Origin of the sequence: Emcibacter sp. SYSU 3D8, assembly GCF_039655875.1 — a bacterium.
GTDB lineage: Bacteria > Pseudomonadota > Alphaproteobacteria > SMXS01 > SMXS01 > RI-34.
This window is the reverse complement of sequence record NZ_JBBYXK010000007.1, coordinates 47,693-64,558: the sequence shown is the minus strand read 5'-3', so window position 1 is coordinate 64,558 and position 16,866 is coordinate 47,693. Positions and strand designations below refer to the sequence as shown.

General features: G+C 64.0%; 14 protein-coding genes. 4 read left to right on the top strand and 10 right to left on the bottom strand.

Features of this window, described 5'->3' with window-relative positions:
* Position 1 precedes the first annotated feature (1 nt).
* From nirB to WJU21_RS18280, 10 genes are all read right to left on the bottom strand, one after another.
* Positions 2-2,455, bottom strand: coding sequence for a nitrite reductase large subunit NirB (gene nirB, locus WJU21_RS18325; protein ID WP_346324915.1), 2,454 nt, complete (start codon positions 2,453-2,455; stop codon positions 2-4).
* On the bottom strand, positions 2,452-4,146 hold the full coding sequence (locus WJU21_RS18320; protein WP_346324914.1) for a nitrate ABC transporter ATP-binding protein: 1,695 nt from the start codon (positions 4,144-4,146) through the stop codon (positions 2,452-2,454). The genes nirB and WJU21_RS18320 overlap by 4 nt, the downstream gene beginning before the upstream one ends.
* Before the next feature lie 9 nt (positions 4,147-4,155).
* Positions 4,156-5,235 carry an ABC transporter permease gene (locus tag WJU21_RS18315; RefSeq protein WP_346324979.1) on the bottom strand — a complete coding sequence of 360 codons (1,080 nt, stop codon included), beginning with the start codon at positions 5,233-5,235 and terminating at the stop codon, positions 4,156-4,158.
* 38 nt (positions 5,236-5,273) lie between these two features.
* Positions 5,274-6,671 carry a CmpA/NrtA family ABC transporter substrate-binding protein gene (locus tag WJU21_RS18310; protein ID WP_346324913.1) on the bottom strand — a complete coding sequence of 466 codons (1,398 nt, stop codon included), beginning with the start codon at positions 6,669-6,671 and terminating at the stop codon, positions 5,274-5,276.
* Positions 6,672-7,042: 371 nt separating this feature from the next.
* Positions 7,043-8,338 (bottom strand): CmpA/NrtA family ABC transporter substrate-binding protein, encoded by a 1,296-nt coding sequence (locus tag WJU21_RS18305; protein ID WP_346324912.1) that lies wholly within the window; start codon positions 8,336-8,338, stop codon positions 7,043-7,045.
* An 8-nt stretch (positions 8,339-8,346) separates the two neighbouring features.
* Positions 8,347-8,937: an ANTAR domain-containing protein gene (locus tag WJU21_RS18300; RefSeq protein ID WP_346324911.1), complete on the bottom strand. Its 591-nt coding sequence runs from the start codon at positions 8,935-8,937 to the stop codon at positions 8,347-8,349.
* Between the two features lie 87 nt (positions 8,938-9,024).
* A complete protein-coding gene (locus WJU21_RS18295; protein ID WP_346324910.1) occupies positions 9,025-10,248 on the bottom strand; it encodes a hypothetical protein in 1,224 nt (407 codons plus the stop codon).
* Between the two features lie 419 nt (positions 10,249-10,667).
* A complete protein-coding gene (locus tag WJU21_RS18290; RefSeq protein WP_346324909.1) occupies positions 10,668-11,210 on the bottom strand; it encodes a hypothetical protein in 543 nt (180 codons plus the stop codon).
* Positions 11,211-11,350: 140 nt separating this feature from the next.
* Positions 11,351-11,989: a phosphoserine phosphatase SerB gene (gene serB / locus WJU21_RS18285; protein ID WP_346324908.1), complete on the bottom strand. Its 639-nt coding sequence runs from the start codon at positions 11,987-11,989 to the stop codon at positions 11,351-11,353.
* On the bottom strand, positions 11,989-12,231 hold the full coding sequence (locus WJU21_RS18280; protein ID WP_346324907.1) for a hypothetical protein: 243 nt from the start codon (positions 12,229-12,231) through the stop codon (positions 11,989-11,991). The genes serB and WJU21_RS18280 overlap by 1 nt, the downstream gene beginning before the upstream one ends.
* Here WJU21_RS18280 and miaA point away from each other — a divergent pair.
* The 4 genes from miaA (at position 12,218) to ilvC (ending at position 16,845) form a co-directional block, all read left to right on the top strand.
* Entirely contained in the window at positions 12,218-13,294 is a 1,077-nt protein-coding gene (gene miaA, locus WJU21_RS18275) for a tRNA (adenosine(37)-N6)-dimethylallyltransferase MiaA (protein WP_346324906.1), read from the top strand. The two genes, WJU21_RS18280 and miaA, sit on opposite strands and share 14 nt — an antisense overlap.
* Before the next feature lie 134 nt (positions 13,295-13,428).
* Entirely contained in the window at positions 13,429-15,195 is a 1,767-nt protein-coding gene (locus WJU21_RS18270; protein ID WP_346324905.1) for an acetolactate synthase 3 large subunit, read from the top strand.
* 29 nt (positions 15,196-15,224) lie between these two features.
* Positions 15,225-15,737 (top strand): acetolactate synthase small subunit, encoded by a 513-nt coding sequence (gene ilvN, locus WJU21_RS18265; RefSeq protein WP_346324904.1) that lies wholly within the window; start codon positions 15,225-15,227, stop codon positions 15,735-15,737.
* A gap of 88 nt (positions 15,738-15,825) precedes the next feature.
* Positions 15,826-16,845 carry a ketol-acid reductoisomerase gene (gene ilvC, locus WJU21_RS18260; protein ID WP_346324903.1) on the top strand — a complete coding sequence of 340 codons (1,020 nt, stop codon included), beginning with the start codon at positions 15,826-15,828 and terminating at the stop codon, positions 16,843-16,845.
* Positions 16,846-16,866 lie beyond the last annotated feature (21 nt).

The following is a 16,866-nucleotide window of genomic DNA, read 5'->3' as shown; positions in this document are numbered from 1 at the left end:
GTCAGGCTCCCACGAGTTCGGGCAGGCGGGCGAATTCATGGGCATCCAGGCCCGCCGCCCGCTCGGCCCACGGATCGTTCTGGGCGAAGCTCTGCGAATAGAGGAACCGCTCGCAGAGCATTCGGCGGCCCACATCATCCTCGACCAGCTTCGCCTTGAGGTAGTCGACGCCGACCCGGGTTATCCAGGGTGCGGTGCGCTCCAGGTAGTGTGCTTCCTCGCGGTAGAGCTGCATGAAGGCGCCGGCATATTCCAGCACCTCGTCCTCGGTTGCGACCCGCACCAGCGGATCGGTGACCCGAACCTCGATGCCGCCATTGCCGCCGACCAGGATGTCGTAGCCCGCGTCGACGCAGACGATGCCCATGTCCTTGATGGTGGCCTCGGCGCAGTTCCGCGGGCAGCCGGAGACGGCGAACTTGACCTTGTGCGGCGTCCACGATCCCCAGCACATCTTTTCCAGCTTCACGCCCAGGCCGGTGGAATCCTGGGTGCCGAACCGGCACCATTCCGTGCCGACACAGGTCTTCACTGTGCGCAGGCCCTTGGCGTAGGCGTGGCCCGAGACGAGGCCGGCCTTGTTCAGGTCGCCCCAGACGGCGGGCAGATCGTCCTTCTTCACCCCCAGCAGGTCGATGCGCTGACCGCCGGTCACCTTCACCGTGGGAATATTGAACTTCTCGGCCACCGAGGCGATGGCGTGCAGTTCGGCCGGTGTCGTCAGGCCGCCCCACATGCGCGGCACCACCGAATAGGTGCCGTCCCTCTGGATGTTGGCGTGGACCCGTTCATTGACGAAGCGCGATCTACTGTCGTCCACATATTCGCCCGGCCAGGCGCAGAGCAGATAATAATTCAGCGCCGGCCGGCATTTGTGGCAGCCTTCGGACTTCTTCCAGCCGAATGCGGCCCGGATCGCGTCCATGGTCTTGAAGCCCTGCGCGATGATGGCCTGGCGGACCTCGTCATGGCCTGCCTCGGTGCAGTCGCAGATGGTCTTCCTGGCCGGCTTGGCATCGGCGCCGGCGGTGAACGCAAGCAGGCCTTCCACCAGCCCCGTGCATTGGCCGCAGGAAGCCGACGCCTTGGTATGGGCGCGTACCTCGGACAGCGAGGTCAGGCCCTTGTCCCGGATGGCACAGGTGATCGCGCCCTTGGCGACGCCGTTGCAACCACAGATCTGGGTATCGTCGGGCATGGCGGCGAAATCGGGGCCGGCCGTCTGGCCCGATCCGGCTTCGGCGAAGGCGCGACCAAACACCAGACGCTCACGCAGGGCGCTGACATCCTGCTGGTCGCGCATCAGTTGCAGGTACCATTGGCCGTCGGCGACCTCGCCATACAGCACCGCGCCGACCAGCTTGCCATCGCGCAGCACGATCTTCTTGTAGAGGCCCTTGGCGTCGTCGCGCAGAGTGATCTCGTCGTCGGCCTCATCCGCCGCCATCAGGGCGCCGGCCGAGAACACATCGACTCCGGTAATCTTCAGGCTGGTGGAAAGCGCCTGCGCCGCGAATTCCGGCGTTTCGTCGCCGGAAAGCCGCGCGCCGCAAACCTTGGCCTGGTCCCAGATCGGTGCGACCAGACCGAACACCTGACCGCGATGTTCGACGCACTCGCCCACGGCGAAGATGTCCGGATCGCTGGTACGCATGTCGTCGGTGACGACAATGCCCCGATTGACCTCGAGTCCGGCGGCCCTGGCCAGGTCGATATTCGGCCGGATACCGATGGCGAGCACCACAAGATCGGCCGGGATATAGCGGCCATCGGCCAGTTGCACGCCCTCGGCGCGCTCGGCGCCTGTAATCTCCTCGGTCTGGCCATCGGTGAAGAAGGCGATGCCGCGCCGGTCCAGGTCACGCTGCAGCAGCTGGCCGGCAGCTACGTCGAGCTGGCGTTCCATCAGGGTCGGCATCAGGTGCACCAGCGCCACGGACATGCCGCGCTGCTTCAGGCCCCACGCCGCTTCGAGGCCCAGCAGGCCGCCGCCGATGACCACGGCGCGCTGGTGGGTGCGGGCGGCCTCCAGCATCTTGTCCACGTCGGCGATGTCGCGGAAGGCGCAGACCCCCGGAAGGTCCAGGCCCGGGATCGGTGGGGCTAGGGGGCGCGAGCCGGTGGCGATCAGCAGCTTGTCATACGGCATGGCGCGCCCGCTGGCCGTCGTGACCATCCTGGCCTCGCGGTCGATGGCGGTGACCGCATCGCCGGTAAACAGGTTGATGCCGTTGGCGTCATACCATTCCCGGGAATTGATGACGATCTCGTCGACGGTCTTGTCTCCGGCCAGCACGCTCGAGAGCATGATGCGGTTGTAGTTCACATGCGGCTCGGCGCCGAACACCGTGATGTTGTACCGGGTGCCGGACTCGTGCTTGAGCAACTCCTCGACCGCGCGCATGCCCGCCATGCCGTTACCGATGACGACCAGGTTCTGCTTGATCATGTTCATGCGGCCTGCTCCTTGACCGGTTGTCCGTTGCCGGGGCGGGCGCCGCCTTCGTACTCCTCCAGGAAGTTCAGCAGCTCCTCGCGGTAGGTGTAGTAATCGGGATGTTGCAACAGGGCAGTGCGGGTGCGTGGACGAGGAATGTCGACCTGCATGATGTTGCCGATGCGGGCATTGGGACCGTTGGTCATCATCACCACACGGTCGGCCAGCAGGATTGCCTCGTCGACGTCATGGGTGACGCATATGGCGGTCACCTGGGTGCGCGCCCAGACCTCCATCAACACCTCCTGCAATTCCCAGCGGGTCAGCGAGTCCAGCATGCCGAAGGGTTCGTCAAGCAGCAGCAGTTTGGGGCTGAGGGCGAAGGCGCGCGCAATGCCGACCCGCTGCTTCATGCCGTTGGACAGTTCGTCGGCCCGCTTGTCCATGGCGTCGGCCAGTCCCACGCGCGCCAGGTAATAGGCGATGATGTCGCCCTTCTCGGCATAGGACGCGGTCGGATAGACCCGGTCCACGCCCAGCGCCACATTCTCGCGGGCCGTCAACCAGGGGAACAGGGACGGAGCCTGGAACACCACGGCCCGGTCGGGGCCGGCGGCAACCACTTCCTTGTCATCAAGAACGATGCCGCCCATGGAGATGTCGGTCAGCCCGGCGACCATGGACAGCACGGTCGACTTGCCGCATCCCGAATGGCCGATGAGCGAAATGAACTCGCCCTTCTTCATCTTCAGGTCGAAGCGATCGACGACAGTCAAAGGCCCCTTCGGCGTCGGATAGACTTTCGATACCGAACCGAACTCCACATAGCGGTTCTCGTGCGGGCTTGCCGCCGCCTCGCGGTAGGCCGCTGGCGGGGCCTGGGTGATGGCGGTGACGTTAGGCAGGGTGAGGGTGTCACTGCTGGGCGTGCCGCGCTCGCTCGCCACCTTCATGAGATATTCGGTGACCCCGGCGCGCAGCTTCTTGAAGCGGATATCGTCGTTCATGGCGTGACGGTCGCGCGGGCGCGGCAGGTCCACCCGGAACTCCGGCCCGAAGGTGGCGCCAGGCCCCGGGTTAAGCGGGATGATCCGGTCGGCCAGCAGGATCGCCTCGTCGACGTCGTTGGTGATCAGCACGACGGTGCGCCTGTCCTGCGCCCAGATGCACTCGATCTCGTCCTGCAGCTTGGCGCGGGTCAGCGCGTCCAGTGCCGACAGGGGCTCGTCGAGCAGCAGGATCTCCGGGCTCATGGCAAGCGCGCGGGCGACCGCTACCCGCTGGCGCATGCCGCCCGACAACTCGGCCGGGCGGCGCTCGGCGGCATGCGACAGACCGACCATGTCGATATAATGCTGGGTGCGTGCGCCGCGCTCGCTGCGGCTTTCCTTCCTGAACACGCTATCCACGGCAAGCGCGATGTTTCCGCGCACTGTCAGCCACGGCATCAGTGAATAGCTCTGGAACACCACGCCGCGGTCCGGCCCCGGCGCGGTAATCTCTTGTCCCTTCAGCAGCACCTTGCCCTTGTCCGGCTTGCTCAGTCCGGCCATGGCGGAGATCAGCGTGGTCTTGCCCGCGCCGGAGAAGCCGACGATGGCAACGAACTCGCCTTCCCCGATGTCGAGATTGATGTCCCGCAGAACTTCGGTCCGGCCATCACCCTCGCCATAGCTCTTGCAGACGCCGTCGAGTTTCAGAAACGTCATGGCGGCCTCCTAGCGGTTGGTCGAGAAGGTGACTGCCGCCTGCAGCGCCAGCATGACCCGGTCGAGCAGGAAGCCGATGATGCCGATGGTGAACACGGCGACCATGATGCGGGCCAGAGAGGCCGACGAGCCGTTCTGGAACTCGTCCCAGACGAACTTGCCCAGGCCCGGGTTCTGCGCCAGCATCTCGGCCGCGATCAGCACCATCCACCCGACGCCCAGCGACAGGCGCATGCCGGTGAAGATGAAGGGCAGGGACGACGGCAAGACCAGCTTGAACACGGTCTTCGTCCAGGAAAGCTGGAGTACCCGGCCCACATTGATCAGATCCTTGTCGATGGACGCAACGCCCACCGCCGTATTGATCAGTGTCGGCCACAGCGAGCACAGGGTGACGGTGATCGCCGAGTTGATGAACGACTTGGAGAACATCGGGCTGTCGCTCACATAGACCGCACTCACGATCATGGTGACGATCGGCAGCCAGGCCAGTGGCGACACCGGCTTGAATATCTGCACGATCGGGTTGAGCGCGGCGCTCACCGTCTTTGACAGGCCCGAGGCGATGCCCAGCGGCACGGCGATCAGTGTCGCGACCATGAACCCCATGAACACGGTCTGCAGGCTGGTCCATATCTGGTCCAGATAGGTGGGCTTGCCCGTGTAGGGCCGGAGCCTCACATCGGCGGTCGGATCGTCGGCGAGACGCGCCGCGTTACGGACCTCCTGCCGCTCGAAGAATGCCTCGGCCTTGGCGCGCTCGTCCTTGTGCGCCTGCCACAGCGTACCGACCTGATCCCAGACCTGCGCGGGGCCGGGGACGGCGCCCAGACTGGTCTGGACCTTGGGCGCCAGCGCGCCCCAGGCCGCCAGGAACAGCAGGATCGCCACCAGCGGCACACCCAGCAATTGCCATAGCGCCTTGCCCTGATGCCGGGGCGAGTCGCCCGCCGCCATCCTGAAGAGCGGCGTCAGCCAACCCAGGCCCAGCACCTGGAGATAGGCGTCGGCACGGTTGATCGCGGCGAACAGCCGCTCGCGATTTCCGGCGCCGGCGGTAGGCTCGTCGGCAGTCTGGGCAGGTGCCATCGTGGACATCACGTTCTCCGTTGCTTCGGTGGCGGTGCTCACTGGGATACGACCTTGCCGTTCACGACCTTGTCGGTCCGTTTCAGGCCGATGGCGAACTTCTCCAGATATTCATTGGGCTTGCGGCCGTCATAGACGACACCGTCGATGAATTCGGTCTGCGGCTTCTTGAAGCCGTCGGTATCCCAGGGGAAGCCCGCCCTGTCCGCCTTGCCTTCGTCGACCAGCAGTTTGGCGGCTTTCAGGTAGATATCCGGACGATAGATCTTCTTCGCCGTTTCGGCGTACCAGGCGTCGGGCCTGGCCTGGGATATCTGGCCCCAGCGGCGCATCTGGGTCAGGTACCAGATGGCATCCGAGTAGTAGGGATAGGTCGCGAAGTGCCGGAAGAAGGTGTTGAATTCCGGCATGGGCCGCTTGTCGCCCTTCTCGTATTCGAAGGTGCCGGTCATTGAATTGGCGATCACCGCGGCATCGGCGCCCACATAGCCGGAGCGAGCCAGAATTTCGACCGCCTTCCTGCGATTGGCGTTATCGTTGGCATCCAGCCAGATGGCGGCGCGGATCAGGGCCTTGACCACGGCCAGATGGGTGTTCGGGTTCGCATCGGCCCATGCCTTGGTGACTCCGAACACTTTCTCCGGGTTGTTCTTCCATATCTCGTAATCGGTCACCACCGGCACGCCGATGCCCTTGAACACTGCCTGCTGGTTCCACGGCTCGCCGACGCAATAGCCGTTGATGGTGCCGGCTTCCATGGTGGCCGGCATCTGCGGCGGCGGCGTCACAGACAGATATGCTTCGGCGCCGATCTGGCCGCTGATGTCGCCCGGGGCGTAGTAGCCGGGATTGATCCCGCCGGCCGCCAGCCAGTAGCGCAGTTCGTAATTGTGGGTCGAAACCGGGAACACCATGCCCATCTTGAACTGCTTGCCGGAGGCCTGGAATTGCTTGATCACCGGCTTCAGCGCGTCGGCCTTGATTGGGTGAACGGGCCGGCCGTCCTTGCCGATGGGCACGTTTTTCTTCATCGCCTGCCAGACATCGTTCGACACGGTGATGCCGTTGCCGTTCAGGTCCATCGAGAAGGCGGTCACCACGTCGCCCTTGGTGCCATAGCCGATCGAGGCGCCGATGGGCTGGCCGGCCAGCATGTGGGCACCGTCCAGTTCGCCGGTCAGCACCCGGTCGAGCAGCACCTTCCAGTTCGCCTGCGGCTCCAGCGTCACGTAGAGCCCTTCGTCCTCGAAATAGCCCAGCTCATAAGCAACCGCGAGAGGCGCCATGTCGGTCAACTTGATGAAGCCGATGGTCAGCTCGTCCTTTTCCAGCGGCAGCGGCTTGGCGAAAGCGGCCGGCGCGGCGACAAGCGCAAGGGCCACGACCGCGGTGCGGGCGAGCGTGGTGACCGAAGAGATTCCGTAAACGTGGATCATGTACCCTTTCACTCCTTCATTCGCTTCTCGTTGCGCCGGATCGATTCCGGGCGACCAGGACAGAAAAAAAACGCCGCAGACCACGAGTCCCCTTATCGAGAGACTGGTCAGCGACGTTGCTGTGGTGATTGCCCGCCATTGGGCGAATGGTGCGATGAACTTCAGGCGGCCGTCTTTGGCTGCCCCAGTTCTTAGTAAGCAAGCCGCGTGCCAACTGACGGGCTTACGGTTCTCCGGCTTTTCATCCGGAGCAGCAGCCCAACTAGGGGCGGCGGATGCCTACTTTTTAGACTCGTCCGAGTTCATGCCTATGGTTTAATCAAAATTCGCGTGCGGCGCAATATGCGACTTTCGACCTCGGCGCATGCAGGTCATGTCCGAATCGCAAATCGGTGCAGGTAGCCTTCGGGGTCGTCGGGATCGAACACGCCGCCGTCGAAGAAGCGGTCCGGCCCCAGCGTCAGCTTGCCGTCGACCGAACCCACGGGAATTTCACCAGCTAGCGCGCCTTCCAGCTTCGCGTTCATGCTGGGGAGCGACACCGCCAGGTCCGAATTTCGCAGCGCCGTCCGGTAGATGTCCGGCCGGAAGCAGCGGCGTGCGGCGGTCTCGGACTCGGACGACGCCTCGGCCTGTCCCCAGCGGACCATCTGGGTGTAGATCCACACGGCTTGGGAGACCCAGGGGAAGTTGGCGGCTTGCCGGTTGAACACGATGAAGTCGTCTACATGTACTGGCGGTTGGCCAGCCTGCACGAGAATATCGCCCGACAGCGAGCGCCGTATGATTTTGCTGGACACGCCCAGATAGGCTGGCTGGGCCAGCATGTCCGCCAACTCGTCGCGGTTGGCCGGGTCGTCCGCCCATTGCGCGGCGCGGTACAGCGCGCGGATCAGGGACTCCAGCACCGGCCGGTTATCGTCCGCCCAGTCGGCCCGGACGCCCAGCACCTTCTCGACACCCATGTTCCACAGCGCCGCCTTGGTCAGCAGGAGCCGGCCGATGCCCGCATCGACCGCCAGGCTGTTCCAGGGTTCTCCGACACAGAAGCCGTCGATGTGACCCGCCTCAAGGCTGTCCACCATCAGCGGCGGGGGGATCACCACCAGTCTGATGTCACGGTCCGGATCGATCCCGGCGGCGGCCATCCAGTAGCGCAGTTCGTAATTGTGGCACGAGAACGGGAATACCATGGCGAAGGTCAACGGTTCGAGACCGGCACGCCGACGTTCGTCCACCACCTGCCGCAACGCCCGGCCCAGGCTGGCCGGGTCATCGCCTTGCACGCCGGTGCCGCGAATCTGTTGGTACAGCGGCAGCGATACGGTCACCGCGTTGCCATTCAGGCCCAGCAGGAACGGCGCGATCGTCGGTACCTTGATGTGGCCGATGCCCATGCTGCTGGCGATCGGCATGCCGGCCAGCATGTGGGCGCAGTCGAAGTGGCCCAGATTCACCCGGTCGCGGATATTCGCCCAGGAGGTTTCCTTCACCAGCTGCAAGGCAAGCCCCTCGCGCCGGTCGAAGCCCTTTTCTGCTGCCACGACCAGCGTGGCGCAGTCCACCAGCGGGATGAAGCCGATCCGCACCGTGCGAAGCTGCCGCTCGGGCTCGGCCTGTTCCATCGGTGCAACCGCGTCCCAGATGCTGTTGTCGGTTTCCTTCATGTCGGCCCCTAACTGCCCAGCAGCTTGGCCGCCATCACCACGCCCTCGGCAATGTCGGACAGCTTCTTCTTTTGCGCCATGGCGGTTTCGCGCAGCAGCTTGTAGGCGTCTTCCTCGGCCATGCCGCGCTGCTTCATCAGGATGCCCTTGGCGCGCTCGATCACCTTGCGGTCGGCCAGCTTGCTGCGGGCTTCCTCCAGTTCATCCCGAAGCCGCGAAAATGCGTGGAACCGGCTGATCGTCATGTCCAGGATCGGCCTGACCCGGTCTTTCTGAAGTCCGCCGACGATGTAGGCGCTGACGCCCGCGTCGACGGCGGCCTGGATCATGGCGCTGTCCGACTGGTCGACGAACATGGCGACGGGCCGGCGTACGATCCGCGATACCTGGAACATCTGCTCCAGCACGTCGCGGCTGGGGTTCTCCAGATCAATCAGGATGACCTCCGGCTCGATCTCGGTCAGCCGGCGCAGCAGGTTTGTCATCTCGCCGATCAGCGTCACCCGGGTGTAGCCCGCATCGCGCAGGCCGTCCTCGAGGATGGCGGCGCGTACCGGGTTTTCATCGATTACGACGATGTTGAGTTTGGTATCGCTCACCGAAGCGCCATGCTGGACATTTTATGTTGCACCGCAGCAATAGTAAAGGGGGCCGGTGTATCGCGCAAGCCTTACTCCCGTGCGCCGCTACAGCTTGTAATCGATCTGGAACCAGATCTTTTGCGTGTTCACGCCGAAAGTGTCGGCGTCATAATCCGCGTACTTCACCGTAAACTCGAATTTCTCGTAGGCGGCTGTCAGCGAGATGTCGAACTCCTGGCCCAGGTCGGCGCCGCCGTTCTCGGAATCGAACCAGTGGTAGAAGCTCAGCAGGCTGATGCTGCTGAAAGGACCCACATTCTTGATGGTGTAACCGGCCTTGGCATAGGTGTCGGCGATACCGCCCGCCGGCGTGTTCAGGAACAGGTCGGCCCAGCCCTGGAACTTGTGCAGGGTGGCGAGCGGCGTCGAAAATCCCTTCGTGCCGTCGCCGCCCAGCGATTCCCAGCCGCCGCCGGCCATGACGCCCTTCCAGGTCGCGCTGCCTTCGGCGAGGTAGTACATGACGCTGTAGTCGACCGGGTTATTTTTCCAGTCGCTCTGGCTCGCGACCGAGGCCGCGTAATTGAATGTGACTCCGGAGAAAACTTTCTTTCCGGCGAACCGCGCGCCGAAAGTCTTCGACGCGTTGCCGGGCGATTCCCTGAAGTCCAGCCAGTACCCGAACACCGACAGCGTGCCGAAGCCCAGATTGTAGCCTGCATTGGCCAGGAAATTGTCGCCGTTCCACCGGCCTTGCGCCGAATCCGGGCCAAAGATCCTGTTGGCCTGAATGAAATAGGTCAGGTCGACAGTCAGTTTCGGCAGCGACTTGTTGACCACCCGCACAGCGTCGAAGGTTTGCTCATTCTGGCGCCAGCCCACATTGCCGACGAAGCGCTGGTCGTCCAGGTTGATGCGCTGGCGGCCCAGCGTGATGGTCGTCTGCGGCAGGCTGGTGTTGGTCAGTTGCAGCCGGTTCAGTTCCACGTCCTGCGGGTCGGCGACCACGGGAAAGCCGGTCTTGCCGTTGGTGGTGCTGTTGTAGTCGCCGGCGATGCTCTCGATCCAGTCGAACTCCGCCAGGAACGACGTGTTCCAGACCTTGCCAGTCTCCAGTCCGGCGCGCACCCGCAGGGACAGTGCATCGGCGTCGTTGAGGAAGTTCGCCTGATCGACGTTTTCGTAACGAACCCTGATATCCAGGATTGGCCGGGTCTGCGCGAGAGCGGTGCTGAAGTCGCCCGCGTGTGCCGAAGACATAACACCCGATGCAATGAGGGCCAGCGAGGTTGCCGCGATCTGTCGCCCATAGCCGTACTGATTGATCATGCTCCACCCTTTTGAGTTTTTGTGCGGGTGCGCCACGTCGGATTGGGCGCACGGAAATAGCCGCCTCGATCCACACACGGTGGATTTCGGCAGCGTTGCCGGGGCGCTTCATCGCGCTTGTGTCGGGATTAGCTCATCGGCGAGCCAAGTGACTGCGAGTATGGCAGAGTTTCATTGCGCCGCAATCATGAAATGGTGCGCCGCAATAATTTCGCTATGGGTCCAAGCTCGGCGTTCCTGCTCGTCATCAGCGTAACCGTTCTTCCCGACGGTCTTGGTCATACCGCCAACCGCGCCACACCTTTCGTGAGATGGATGCCGCGCGGCATCCGATCCGTGTGTGACCATGAACGCAGCGAAGCCCCGCCGGATTGCTACGGCGTGGCTGATCGAGTGATGATTCCAGGGAGAGCCGGGTGCTAGTTCAGCACCCGGGGCGTTGGCTGGGCGTCTGCCGCGGCGGGCGTTTCGCCGGCGAGGACACCCAGATCCAGATTCCAGCCTGCCTTTTTCACCGCGTTGCGGATCAGCCTCGCCATGGAGTGGAGCAGCACGTCGTCCATCGCCATGGTCACCGGCTTGCCGTCCTTGGTCATGAAGGCCACCTGGTTCGGGCCCTTGGGGTTGTCGATGCGCCTGATGCCGCCCTGGGTAATCAGCACAGGTTCCTCGCCGAAGTGCTGGCTGACCACCTTGTCCTTGTCGTAGGTCGTGGTGAACTTGCTGGCGGCGAGTGCCTTCTCGTGCTGGAAACGCACGATGCTCCTGCGCGCGGCCTCGGACGCCTGGGCGGCCGCCTCTGGCGTCGATTCGGCCAGCTTCAGCAGGTTCGGCCACAGCAGCAGGATGAAGCGGCGGGTGAACCACATGCGGAATTCCTTGCCGTCCTTCGAGATGATGGACATCAGCAACCGGTCTTCCGGGGCGTCGAATTCGATTCGCATCTGGTGGATGGTGGACATGAAGGCTTTCCGTCGTACGGTTTGAGAATGGCGGCAAATGCCGCGCTCGTAAACCGTCGGCCGAGTGGCAGGTGGACGAGATCGTCGCGGTGTCCGCTACCGCTGTCTCGGACTGAACACCAAAGACAGGTGCGTGGCGGCTAGCGCAGGCCGACGATGTCCAGCACCCGGGTCAGGTCGCGCTCATCGATACGGTATTGCGCCGCCTCGGCCACCTTGGGCTTGGCGCAAAAGCCGATGCCGTAGCCGGCGGCCTGGATCATGGGCAGGTCGTTGGCGCCGTCGCCGATGGCGATGACCTGATCGAGACCGATGCCCAGATCGGCGGCGTAGCGTTTCATGGTCGCCAGCTTGGCGTCGGCCCCCAGGATCGGCTCGGTCACGGTCCCGCTCAGCACGCCGTGCTCCACGTCGAGCGTGTTGGCGTGGTCGGCGTCGAAACCGGCGGCCATGGCGATGCGGCTGGTGAAGAAGGTAAAGCCGCCAGAGACCAGCACACAGGTCACGCCTTTGGCGTGCAATGCATCGGTCATCTCGCGGGCGCCCTTTGTCAGCCGGATGCGGCTGTCATAGACCTCCTGCAGCGCGCCTTCCGGCAACCCTTTGAGCATGCCGACGCGCTCGCGGAGCGCGGCCTCAAAATCGAGTTCGCCGCGCATCGCCCTTTCGGTGATGGCGGCGACCTGATCCTTGATGCCGACGGCGTCAGCCAGTTCGTCGATGCATTCGTTTTCGATGATCGTGGAATCCATGTCCGCGACCAGCAGGCGAACGGACACTAGGCCTCCGGCTTGTTCTCGATCACGAGGCCGGAGCCCTTGACCGCGCCGTTCGCCACTTCGATGGCCTTGTCGCCCTCGATGCCGTCATAGCGCAGCTCGGCCTGTACGTTCTTGGTGATCCAGCGGGGCTTCAGGCCTGACGCGCCGGCGCGCAGCAGGGCCGCTGAAACCAGCTCCAGGTGAACCGGGGTCAGCCGGGCGATGCCTTGAGTGGCCTGAAAAGTCATGGTCTTAGACATTGCGATGTCCTCTCCTCTTAAAGACGGCGCGCGCCACCGAGCGATTCCCTGCTCTCGTCTTCAGTGGCTTGTCCCCGTTACGAATTTACCGAAGTATGGTGTGATGACACCCGAGACGCGGCCTCAAGTTATTCTTATTGCCGGGCCCACCGCAAGTGGCAAATCGGCGGTCTCGCTGGTTCTCGCCGGGCGCGTGGGCGGCGAAATCGTCAACGCCGACAGCATGCAAATCTACCGCGAGTTGCCTGTGCTCAGCGCGGCGCCCGACGCGGCTGAGAGGGCGCGGGTACCACATCATCTGTACGGCATCGCGAGCGTGCGCGACCCGTTCTCGGTGGCGCGGTGGGCGGAACTGGCGGGGAAGGCCATCGGCGGCATCCTGGACCGGGGCGGGACTGCCATCGTTACCGGCGGCACGGGTCTCTATTTCCGGGCCCTGCTGGGCGGTCTTTCAGCGGTGCCGCCCGTCGACGGGGATGTGCGCAGGCAGGTGCGCGACCTTGTGCTTGCCTCGGGCGCCGCGGCCGGCCATGCGCTGCTGGCGGTTGAAGACCCGGTCATGGCCGAAAGACTGCAGCCCGGCGACGGTCAGCGGATTGCGCGGGCGCTCGAGGTGGTCCGGTCGACGGGGCGCTCGCTCGCGCATTGGCATGAAGCCGTCGTGGAGGGCCCGCTGGCGGCGCTGGACCGGCGGGGAAGGGTGGGCAAGTTCGCACTGCTCCCGCCGCGCGACTGGCTCTACGAGCGCTGCGACCGGCGGTTCGACCTGATGATGACGGCCGGCGTGCTGGACGAGGTGGCGGCATTGCCACCCGCTGACCCGGACCTGACCGCGCTGAAGGCGCTGGGCATTCCGCAGCTGCGCGCGGCGCTTGCCGGGGAGATGGCCATGGGCGAGGCGGTGAAGCTCGCCAAGACAGCGACGCGGCAATATGCCAAGCGGCAGATGACCTGGTTCCGCAACCAGTGCGCCGACTGGACCATTCTTGAAGAGAAACAAACGGAAAGAATTGTCGATCTGATCTTTTCAAAAATTTCACGAGATGGGTTGACGGAGAAATAAACCATCAGTAGGGTGCGCGCCTCTCGCTCCTGACCGGGGCGGGGAATGCGTTGCGCGGCCTGGCATGGGGTGCTATTGGGCCGCGGTTGTATCGCCACCCGCCAAACGGGCGGGCGCAGGAGTGAGGACAGGGTATGCCGGCGGAAGCACAGGGCAACATGATGACGGGCGCCGAGATGATCTTGCGGGCGCTGAAGGAACAGGGCGTCGATACCATCTTCGGGTATCCGGGCGGCGCGGTGCTGCCGATCTACGACGCCCTGTTCAAGCAGAATCATATCCGCCACATCCTGGTGCGCCAGGAAGGCGGCGCGGTGCACGCGGCCGAAGGCTATGCCCGTTCGACAGGCAAGCCCGGCGTGGTGCTCGTCACCTCGGGGCCGGGCGCGACCAATGCCGTTACCGGCCTGGTCGACGCGCTGATGGATTCGATCCCGATCGTCTGCATCACCGGCCAGGTGCCTACCCACCTGATCGGCTCGGACGCATTCCAGGAAGCGGACACGGTTGGCATCACCCGTCCGGCGACCAAGCACAATTATCTGGTCAAGAACGTGGCGGACGTCGGCCCGGTCATGCACGAGGCCTTTTATGTCGCGACCAATGGCCGTCCCGGCCCGGTCGTCATCGACATGCCCAAGGATATCCAGGTGGAGACCGGGCCCTATACCGGCTCGCCGAACACAAAGCACCGGACCTATCAGCCGCAGGTGAAGGGCGATCTCAATATCATCAAGGAAGCGGTCGAACTGATCGCCTCGGCAAAGCGGCCGGTGTTCTATACCGGCGGCGGCATCATCAATTCGGGGCCCGGCGCCTCGCAGCTGCTGCGCGAATTCGTGCGCATGACCGGCTTTCCAATCACCAGCACGCTGATGGGCCTGGGCTCTTACCCGGCGACCGACCGGCAGTGGCTGGGCATGCTGGGCATGCACGGCACCTACGAAGCCAATCTGGCAATGCATGATTGCGACGTCATGATCAACATCGGCGCCCGCTTCGACGACCGGATTACCGGCCGGCTCAATGCGTTCTCGCCGGATTCGAAGAAAATCCACGTCGACATCGACCGGTCGAGCATCAACAAGAACGTCCATGTGGATGTCGCCATCGTCGGCGACGCGGGCCACGTCCTCGAGGACATGATCAAGGTCTGGAAGGCCGGCGTGCATCGTCCGGACAAGGGCGCGCTGGCCGACTGGTGGGCGCAGATCGACACGTGGCGCGCCAAGGATTGCCTGAAATACGAGCCGAACAAGGACGTGATCATGCCGCAATATGCGTTGCAGCGGCTGCACGCCTTGACCAAGGACAAGAAGCCCTACATCACGACCGAGGTGGGCCAGCACCAGATGTGGGCGGCCCAGTTCCTCGGATTCGACGAGCCGAATCACTGGATGACGTCCGGCGGCCTGGGCACGATGGGCTATGGCCTGCCGGCAGCCGTGGGCGTGCAGATCGCCCATCCGGACGCGCTGGTCATCGATGTGGCGGGCGAGGCTTCGACCATGATGAACATCCAGGAGTTCAGCACGGCCGTGCAGCACGACGCCCCGATCAAGGTGTTCATCCTGAACAACGAATATATGGGCATGGTGCGCCAGTGGCAGCAGATCAGTTTTGAGGGCCGCTATTCCCACTCCTATTCGGATTCGCTACCCGACTTCGTGAAGCTGGCCGAGGCCATGCACGGGGTCGGTCTGCGCGCCACCAAGCCGGAAGACGTGGACGGCGTCATCGAGGAGATGATGTCGATCCGCAAGCCGGTCATCGTCGATTGCCAGGTGGCGAAGCTGGAGAATTGCTTCCCCATGGTGCCGTCGGGCGCCGCGCATAACGAGATCCTGCTCAACTCCAGGGATGCGGGTATCGAGCGCGCCGACGACCTGGCGCTCGTCTAGTTTCAAGCCTCCATCGAGAAGAGGGCATCATGCGTCCCCAGCAACCAATAGAGCGGCACACCATGGCCGTGCTCGTCGACAACGAAGCCGGTGTTCTCGCCAGGGTCATCGGCCTGTTCTCGGGCCGTGGCTACAACATCGAGAGCCTGACCGTGGCCGAGGTGAACCACAGCGAGGGCCTGTCGCGCATCACCGTGGTCACGCGGGGCACGCCTGCCGTGATCGAGCAGATCAAGGCCCTGCTCGAGCGGCTGGTGCCGGTGCACAAGGTGTCGGACCTGACGGTGGAAGGCCCGGCGGTCGAGCGCGAGATGGCGCTGGTCAAGGTTGCCGCCACCGGCGATCCGCGTGTCGAGAGCCTGCGCCTGGCCGATGCATTCCGGGCGCGCGTGCTCGATACCACGACGGATTCCTTTACCTTCGAAATCACCGGCAGTTCCGAGAAGATCGACGCGTTCGTCGACCTGATGAAGCCGCTTGGCCTGGTGGACGTGTCGCGCACCGGCGTGGTCGCCATCAAGCGCGGCGCCGGCGGCATGTAACGCACTAAAACTTGCGCAAGCGCCGCGACGTCGTTAAGGCAGTGCGCACCTGATCAATTCAACGTACCAGTCCACAGGGGAAGCCACCATGCGGGTGTATTACGACCGCGACGCGGATGTAAATCTCATCAAGACCAAGAAGGTCGTCATTGTCGGTTATGGCAGCCAGGGTCATGCCCACGCGCTCAACCTGCGCGACAGCGGCGTGAAGGACGTTGCCGTGGCGCTGCGTCCCGGCTCGGCGACCGCCAAGAAGGCCGAGAACGAAAACCTGAAAGTCATGAGCCCGTCGGACGCCGCCAAATGGGCCGACGTCATCATGGTGCTGACGCCTGACGAGAACCAGGCCGCGCTCTATGCCGACGACCTGGCCGCCAACATGAAGCCGGGCGCCGCGCTGATGTTCGCGCACGGCCTCAACATCCATTTCCGGCTGATCGAGCCGCGCGAAGACATCGACGTGATGATGGTCGCGCCGAAGGGCCCGGGCCACACGGTGCGCTCCGAATATCTGCGCGGCGGCGGCGTGCCCTGCCTCGTGGCTGTCCACCAGAACCCGTCGGGCAACGCGCTCGACATCGCGCTGTCCTATGCCAGCGCCATCGGCGGCGGCCGCGCCGGCGTGATCGAGACCAATTTCCGCGAGGAATGCGAAACCGACCTGTTCGGCGAGCAGGCCGTGCTGTGCGGCGGCCTGTCGCAGCTGATCATGGCCGGCTTCGAGACGCTGACCGAGGCGGGCTATGCGCCGGAGATGGCCTATTTCGAGTGCCTGCACGAAGTGAAGCTGATCGTCGACCTGATGTATGAGGGCGGCATCGCCAACATGCGCTACTCGATCTCGAACACGGCCGAATATGGCGATTACGTCTCGGGTCCGCGGGTCATCAACGAAGACACCAAGGCCGAGATGAAGCGCATCCTGAAGGACATCCAGGACGGCAGGTTCGTGCGCGATTTCGTGCTCGAGAACAAGGCCGGCTATCCCATGTTCAAGGCCATGCGTGGCAACCAGGCCAAGCACCAGATCGAGGAAGTCGGCGAGAAGCTGCGCGGCATGATGCCCTGGATCGCCAAGAACAAGCTGGTCGACAAGGCCCGCAACTAGGGTCAGGCCTCAGCCGCTGAA

Bases quoted from the DNA above. Each gene is read 5' to 3' on its own strand.
- nirB (WP_346324915.1), bottom strand. From the start codon at position 2,455: ATGAACATGATCAAGCAGAACCTGGTCGTCATCGGTAACGGCATGGCG.
- WJU21_RS18320 (WP_346324914.1), bottom strand. From the start codon at position 4,146: ATGACGTTTCTGAAACTCGACGGCGTCTGCAAGAGCTATGGCGAGGGT.
- WJU21_RS18315 (WP_346324979.1), bottom strand. From the start codon at position 5,235: ATGGCACCTGCCCAGACTGCCGACGAGCCTACCGCCGGCGCCGGAAAT.
- WJU21_RS18310 (WP_346324913.1), bottom strand. From the start codon at position 6,671: ATGATCCACGTTTACGGAATCTCTTCGGTCACCACGCTCGCCCGCACC.
- WJU21_RS18305 (WP_346324912.1), bottom strand. From the start codon at position 8,338: ATGAAGGAAACCGACAACAGCATCTGGGACGCGGTTGCACCGATGGAA.
- WJU21_RS18295 (WP_346324910.1), bottom strand. From the start codon at position 10,248: ATGATCAATCAGTACGGCTATGGGCGACAGATCGCGGCAACCTCGCTG.
- WJU21_RS18290 (WP_346324909.1), bottom strand. From the start codon at position 11,210: ATGTCCACCATCCACCAGATGCGAATCGAATTCGACGCCCCGGAAGAC.
- miaA (WP_346324906.1), top strand. From the start codon at position 12,218: ATGGTCTTAGACATTGCGATGTCCTCTCCTCTTAAAGACGGCGCGCGC.
- WJU21_RS18280 (WP_346324907.1), bottom strand. From the start codon at position 12,231: ATGTCTAAGACCATGACTTTTCAGGCCACTCAAGGCATCGCCCGGCTG.
- WJU21_RS18270 (WP_346324905.1), top strand. From the start codon at position 13,429: ATGCCGGCGGAAGCACAGGGCAACATGATGACGGGCGCCGAGATGATC.
- ilvN (WP_346324904.1), top strand. From the start codon at position 15,225: ATGCGTCCCCAGCAACCAATAGAGCGGCACACCATGGCCGTGCTCGTC.
- ilvC (WP_346324903.1), top strand. From the start codon at position 15,826: ATGCGGGTGTATTACGACCGCGACGCGGATGTAAATCTCATCAAGACC.